The sequence below is a fragment of the Mycobacterium sp. genome (assembly GCF_035274705.1).
Taxonomy (GTDB): domain Bacteria; phylum Actinomycetota; class Actinomycetes; order Mycobacteriales; family Mycobacteriaceae; genus Mycobacterium.
The window spans coordinates 73,102-79,566 of the sequence record NZ_DATENY010000087.1; the positions used below are offsets into that span (position 1 = coordinate 73,102).

General features: G+C 65.2%; 6 protein-coding genes. 3 read left to right on the forward strand and 3 right to left on the reverse strand.

All coding sequences use genetic code 11. The features are described 5' to 3' along the window. Nucleotides 1-22 precede the first annotated feature (22 nt). From dmpG to VJV41_RS18710, 3 genes are read right to left on the reverse strand one after another with little or no spacing between them, the layout of a single operon-like run. The gene (gene dmpG / locus VJV41_RS18700; RefSeq protein WP_325336346.1) at nt 23-1,075 is read right to left on the reverse strand and encodes a 4-hydroxy-2-oxovalerate aldolase; all 1,053 of its coding nucleotides are present in this window, start codon (nt 1,073-1,075) and stop codon (nt 23-25) included. Further along, nucleotides 1,072-2,001 carry an acetaldehyde dehydrogenase (acetylating) gene (locus VJV41_RS18705; RefSeq protein WP_325336348.1) on the reverse strand — a complete coding sequence of 310 codons (930 nt, stop codon included), beginning with the start codon at nt 1,999-2,001 and terminating at the stop codon, nt 1,072-1,074. The genes dmpG and VJV41_RS18705 overlap by 4 nt, the downstream gene beginning before the upstream one ends. A 12-nt stretch (nt 2,002-2,013) precedes the next feature. Further along, complete coding sequence (locus VJV41_RS18710) at nt 2,014-2,799, reverse strand: 2-keto-4-pentenoate hydratase (RefSeq protein WP_325336350.1); 786 nt, start codon at nt 2,797-2,799, stop codon at nt 2,014-2,016. Nucleotides 2,800-2,872: 73 nt separating this feature from the next. Between VJV41_RS18710 and kstD the strand changes: the two genes are divergently transcribed. The 3 genes from kstD to VJV41_RS18725 form a co-directional block, all read left to right on the forward strand. Beyond that, nucleotides 2,873-4,555 (forward strand): 3-oxosteroid 1-dehydrogenase, encoded by a 1,683-nt coding sequence (kstD, locus tag VJV41_RS18715; protein WP_325336352.1) that lies wholly within the window; start codon nt 2,873-2,875, stop codon nt 4,553-4,555. After that, nucleotides 4,555-5,415 (forward strand): MaoC family dehydratase, encoded by an 861-nt coding sequence (locus VJV41_RS18720; protein ID WP_325336354.1) that lies wholly within the window; start codon nt 4,555-4,557, stop codon nt 5,413-5,415. Before kstD ends, VJV41_RS18720 begins: the two co-directional genes overlap by 1 nt. Nucleotides 5,416-5,684: 269 nt before the next feature. Then, nucleotides 5,685-6,465: MPT63 family protein (locus tag VJV41_RS18725; RefSeq protein WP_325336355.1), on the forward strand; the 781-nt coding region annotated here is incomplete at its 3' end.

Genomic DNA, 6,465 nt, shown 5'->3' on the forward strand with positions numbered 1-6,465 from the left:
GCAGATCCGGCCGCAGCGTTACTTAGCCAGCCGGCGCGGTGTCCCGCTCGCGCTTGATCTCGAGCGCGATGTCGATGAGCTGGTCCTCCTGGCCGCCGATCAGCTTGCGCTGACCGGCCCGGTGCAGCAGCTCGTGCGCGGGCACCCCGTAGCGCTCGGACTGGCGAATGGCGTGTTTGAGGAAGCTCGAATACACCCCGGAATAGCCCATGATCAGTGCATTACGGTCCAGCAGGCACTCAGCGGGCATGGCCGGGGCGACGACGTCTTCGGCGGCATCGGCAATGTCGAAGAAGTCGATGCCGGTCTTGACGCCGATCTTGTCGAACACTCCGATCAGCGCCTCCACCGGCGCGTTGCCGGCGCCGGCCCCGAACCGCCGGCACGAGCCGTCGATTTGCTTGGCACCCGCGCGCACAGCCTCGACCGAGTTGGCCACGCCGAGACCGAGGTTTTCGTGTCCGTGGAACCCGACCTGGGCGTCGTCACCAAGTTCGGCCACCAATGCCGAGACACGGTCCGCGACGCCCTCGAGCACCAGCGCCCCGGCGGAGTCGACGACGTAGACGCACTGGCAGCCCGCGTCGGCCATGATCCGTGCCTGCTTGGCCAGCTTCTCCGGCGCGATGGTGTGGCTCATCATCAGGAACCCGACCGTTTCCAGGCCGAGTTCCCGGGCCAACCCGAAGTGCTGGATCGACACGTCGGCCTCGGTGCAGTGGGTGGCGATCCGGCAGATCGAGCCGCCGTTGTTCTGGGCTTCCTTGATGTCCTCCTTGGTGCCGACGCCGGGCAACATCAGGAAGGCGATCTTGGCCTCTTTGGCGGTGTCGGCCGCCAGTTTGATCAGCTCCTGCTCAGGGGTCTTGGAGAAGCCGTAGTTGAAGCTCGACCCACCGAGGCCGTCGCCGTGGGTGACCTCGATGACCGGCACCCCGGCGGTGTCCAGTGCCGCGACGATCGCGTGGACTTCGTCTTTGGTGAACTGATGACGCTTGTGGTGGCTGCCGTCACGCAATGAGGTATCGGTGATGCGGATGTCCCACACCGGGTTGAAGAAGATATCGGCGCTCATGCCTGCGCTCCTTCGGCTAGCGCGAGCGATTGCTTGGCGATTTCCTCGCCCACTTTGGCCGCCGCGGCGGTCATGATGTCCAGGTTGCCCGCATATGGCGGCAAGTAGTCCCCTGCACCCTCGACCTCGACAAAGGTGGTCACCACGGCGTGCCCGCCGGAGTTCATCGACGGGTCGTCGAACTGTGGCTCGTTGAGCAGCCGGTAGCCGGGCACGTAGGTCTGCACCTCGGCGACGACGTCCTTGATGGACTGCGCGATCGCGTCGCGGTCGGCGTCCTCCGGGATGGCGCAGAAAATGGTGTCGCGCATGATCATCGGCGGATCGGCGGGGTTGAGGATGATGATCGCCTTGCCGCGCTTGGCGCCGCCGATCGTTTCCACACCTTTGCTCGTGGTCTTGGTGAACTCGTCGATATTGGCGCGCGTACCGGGGCCCGCAGACGCGGACGCGACGGAGGCGACGATCTCCGCATACGGCACCCCTCCTTTATCGACAAGCGCGCGATTGACGGCGTAGACGATCGGGATGGTGGCCTGTCCGCCGCAGGTGATCATGTTGACGTTCGGGGCGTCCAGGTGCTCACGCAGGTTCGCCGGGGGGATCACCGCCGGGCCGACGGCCGCCGGCGTGAGGTCGATGGCCCGGATACCGGCCTCGGCGTAGCGCGGCGCCGCGTCCTTGTGCACGTAGGCGCTCGTCGCCTCGAACAGCAGGTCGGGCTTTTCATCGAGACCGAGCAGCCAGTCGACACCCTCGTGGCTGGTTTCCAGGCCGAGCTTGCGCGCGCGGGCCAGGCCTTCGGAGGCCGGGTCGATGCCGACCATCCACCGCGGCTCCAACCACTCCGAGCGCAACAACTTGTACAGCAGGTCGGTGCTGATGTTGCCCGACCCGACGATCGCCACCGAGGCCTTCTGAGGCATATGCGTTCCTCGCTATTCGAAACTCAGTCGTACAGAACCTAACCCGGCGAAGTCGGCAACGAAATTGCTGCCCGGAAGTGCATCTATCGCACGTGTGCACGAGCCCGGCAGCACGATGTCGCCGGCCTTCAGTCGCACCCCAAATCCTTCGACCTTGCGGGCCAGCCAGGCCACCGCCGTGACCGGATTACCGAGCACTGCATCGCTGCGGCCCTTGGCAACAACCTCACCGTTATTTGTCAGCACCGCGTCGATGGATTTGATGTCGATGTCCTTGGGCGACACCCGCGCCTCGCCCAGCACCCATCCGGCCGATGACGCGTTATCGGCGATGGTGTCGCACAGCTTGATCTTCCAATCGGTGATCCTGGTGTCGATCAGCTCGATGGAAGGGGCGAACGCGGCCGTCGCCGCCAGCACGTCGTCTTCGGTGCAGCCCCCGCCGGGTAGGTCGTCGGCCAGGATGAAGCCGACCTCGACCTCGACTCGCGGATACAGGTAATTGGCCGACTGGACGGGGCGGTCTTCATACACCTGCATCTCGTCGAGCAAGTGTCCGTAGTCCGGTTCGCCCACGTTCATCATCTTCTGCATCGCCTCGGACGACAGACCCACCTTGTGTCCCACCACGCGGGCCCCCTCTGCGACCCGCTGCCGGATGTTGGTCAGCTGGATCTCGTAGGCATCGACCACGTCGATATCGGGGTTTGCGTCGGTCAACGGGGAAATCGGGACCCGGCTGCGCTCGGCCTGAGCGAGGTCGGCAGCCAGCTGTTCACGCACCTGGACACTGAGCATTAATGCGAAGTCCCCTCGTTTCGTCGACCGGCGCGGTTGTGGGTCGGCCGGGCAATTCTATAACGTGTTCTACATGACGGGTCAGGAGTACGACGTCGTCGTGGTGGGAAGCGGCGCCGCCGGCATGGTCGCCGCCCTCACCGCGGCCCACCAGGGACTATCCACAGTAGTCGTCGAGAAGGCTGCGCACTATGGAGGTTCCACTGCGCGGTCAGGTGGCGGCGTATGGATTCCGAACAACGAGGTCCTCAAGCGCGACGGCGTCACCGACACTCCCGAGGCCGCCCGCAAGTACCTGCACACGATCATCGGCGACGTCGTCGAGCCGGAGCGCATCGACACCTATCTTGTCCGCGGCCCAGAGATGTTGTCGTTCGTGCTGAAGAACTCGCCGCTGAAGATGTGCTGGGTCCCCGGCTACTCCGACTACTACCCCGAAACCCCAGGCGGGCGGCCCGGCGGCCGTTCGATCGAGCCGAAGCCGTTCAACGCCCGCAAACTTGGGGCCGACCTGCCCGGCCTTGAACCGCCATACGGCAAGGTTCCTCTCAATGTTGTTGTGATGCAACAGGATTACGTTCGTCTTAATCAGCTCAAACGTCATCCCCGCGGCATACTGCGCAGCCTGAAAGTCGGCGTTCGCACGATGTGGGCCAAGGCCACGGGCAAGAACCTCGTCGGTATGGGCCGCGCGTTGATCGCCCCACTGCGTATCGGTCTGCAGAAGGCGGGTGTGCCGGTCCGGCTGAACGCCGCGTTGACCGACCTCTACCTCGAGGACGGTGTCGTCCGCGGAATCTACGTACGCGACACCAACGCCCCGGAATCCGCTGAGCCGGAGCTGATCCGGGCGCGCCGAGGAGTGATCCTGGGTTCCGGCGGCTTCGAGCACAACGAGCAGATGCGGGTGAAGTATCAGCGTGCGCCGATCACCACCGAGTGGACGGTCGGCGCCAAGGCCAACACCGGTGACGGCATCCTCGCGGCCGAGAAGCTGGGTGCCGCGCTCGACATCATGGAGGACGCCTGGTGGGGCCCGACGGTGCCACTGGTCGGGGCGCCGTGGTTTGCACTGTCCGAGCGCAACTCCCCCGGTTCCATCATCGTGAACATGGCCGGCAAGCGATTCATGAACGAGTCGATGCCGTATGTCGAAGCGTGCCACCGCATGTACGGCGGCGAATTCGGGCAGGGGCCCGGCCCCGGCGAGAACATTCCGGCGTGGCTGGTGTTCGACCAGCAGTACCGGGACCGCTTCATTTTCGCGGGGTTGCAGCCGGGGCAACGTATTCCGAACAAGTGGCTGGAGTCGGGAGTCATCGTCAAGGCCGATACGTTGGAGGAGTTGGCGACCAAAGCCGGTCTGCCGATCGACGAGCTGACCGCAACGGTCGATCGCTTCAACGGCTTCGCACGGTCGGGCACCGACGAGGACTTTCACCGCGGCGAGAGCGCCTATGACCGCTATTACGGCGACCCGACCAACAAGCCGAACCCGAATCTCGGCGAGATCAGCCATCCGCCGTACTACGCGGCCAAGATGGTGCCGGGCGACCTCGGCACCAAGGGCGGCATCCGCACCGACGTGCATGGCCGCGCACTGCGCGACGACGGTTCCCTCATCGAAGGCCTGTACGCTGCGGGCAACGTCAGCGCACCGGTGATGGGACACACCTACCCCGGGCCAGGCGGGACGATCGGCCCGGCAATGACGTTCGGATACCTGGCGGCGCTTCATATTGCGGGGAAGAACTAATGCCTATCAACCTGGATGAGGCGCTTGGCGCCGAGCTTCCTGCGGCCGAATTCTCTTGGACCAGTAGCGATATCCAGCTGTACCACCTCAGCGTGGGCGCGGGTATGGACCCGATGGATCCTCGGGAGCTGCGGTATCTGGTGGACGACACCCCGCAGGTGCTACCGACGTTCGGCAATGTGGCGCAAAGCTTTCACATGACCGAAGCGCCGACGGTGAAGTTCCCCGGCATCGACATTGAGCTTTCGAAGGTGCTTCACGCGAGCGAGGCGGTGACGGTGCCCGGTCCGATTCCGGCGTCGGGCACCGGTAGGGCGGTGACCCGCTTCACCGACATCTGGGACAAGGGCAAGGCCGCGGTGATCTGGTCGGAGACGACGGTCACTACGCCCGACGGCACTCTGCTGTGGACGCAGAAGCGGTCCATCTTCGCTCGAGGTGAAGGCGGCTTCGGCGGTGAGCGGGGTCCGTCCACGTCGTCGGAGCCGCCGCAGCGCGCCCCCGACTTCGAAGTGGCCATCCCGGTTTCGACGCAACAGGCGCTGCTCTACCGGATGTGCGGCGACCGCAACCCGCTGCATTCTGATCCCGAATTCGCCGCTGCCGCAGGATTTCCCAAGCCAATCCTGCACGGGCTGTGCACCTATGGCATGACGTGTAAGGCGATGGTCGACACGCTGCTCGACGGTGACACCGCGCGGGTCGCAAGCTACGGCGCCCGATTCGCAGGCGTCGTGTTTCCCGGCGAGACGCTGAAGGCGAGCATCTGGAAGGAAGGCGACGGCTTCTTGGCAGTGGTCACCGCCCCGGAGCGCGATGATGCAGTTGCGCTGGCTGGCGTCGAATTGGTTCCCGCCTAGCGCGAAGGCCCGCACTTTCAGTAGCGCTTTCGATTTGCCGTCGAACGTCGGCCCTGCCGATTATGCCGCACGGCGCACTCTAGACGTCCGGTTCGAGATTCGCTGGGGCTAGCGGTATTCCGCTTCAAGCGGCCGGTTTTCTCGGTTGCCGTCAATTAGTTTCGGCCTGAGGCAATGCTTTTGCGACGTTGCTCGACCTGCTAGCTTTCCTGTGAAGTGATCATCCCTCCGGGGATGCCGCCAGTCAGACGACTCAGGAGCGCGCCACCTTGAAGATCACCACGACCACCACCGTATTGGCAACAGCCGCCGCCGCCGGCCTCCTCGGCGCACCGATCGCGGCCGCCGAGGATCCGCAAGTCAACTCGCTAGGGCAGCAGGGCACCGTGAATAACGGTGTCATCGTTCAGGGTTGGACCGTCAGCAACCTCAAGCCCAGCTCTGACACGATCCCATACGCGGTAAATGGAACGCTGTGGGAAGCTACGGCAACCGACGAGGCAATCTCCGGCTCGGTGACCCCAATCGTTTCCAACCTGAATGCCCGTGCTCGTAGTGGCCAGACGTATCGCGTGTTGTTCGGGGCGGCGACCCCGCAAGGCATCAACCCCGCCACGCTGACTCAGGGCGAAAAGACAACGGGCAAGGTCTATTTCGACGTCACGGGCGACACCCCTGACAGCGTTGTCTACAACGCCGGCGGTCAAGATCAGCTCCTGTGGGTCCAGCCGCCGCCCGCTCCCCGGACGGCAACCCAGCCGACGCAGTACCCGTCGTCGGGTCAGAGCACAGCTGCCCCGGCGGCGACGCCCGCGACACCTGTTCCCGCGGCGCCCGGAGCCACGCCTGCGCCCGGAGCCACGCCTGCTCCCGGAGCCACGCCTGCTCCTGCGGCGTCCGCTACGACTCCTGCGCCAGGCGCGCCCCTGCCGGCGTCCACCGAGACGGTGCCCGGAGCACCTCTGCCGACAGGGAGTCAGGGCACGCCGCTTCCGGCAGGCAGCCAGGGAACACCACTACCCGCAGGCGCCCAAGGGACACCGGCAGCCG

Coding starts and splice junctions, on each gene's coding strand:
- dmpG (WP_325336346.1), bottom strand. CDS start 1,075: ATGAGCGCCGATATCTTCTTCAACCCGGTGTGGGACATCCGCATCACC.
- VJV41_RS18705 (WP_325336348.1), bottom strand. CDS start 2,001: ATGCCTCAGAAGGCCTCGGTGGCGATCGTCGGGTCGGGCAACATCAGC.
- VJV41_RS18710 (WP_325336350.1), bottom strand. CDS start 2,799: ATGCTCAGTGTCCAGGTGCGTGAACAGCTGGCTGCCGACCTCGCTCAG.
- kstD (WP_325336352.1), top strand. CDS start 2,873: ATGACGGGTCAGGAGTACGACGTCGTCGTGGTGGGAAGCGGCGCCGCC.
- VJV41_RS18720 (WP_325336354.1), top strand. CDS start 4,555: ATGCCTATCAACCTGGATGAGGCGCTTGGCGCCGAGCTTCCTGCGGCC.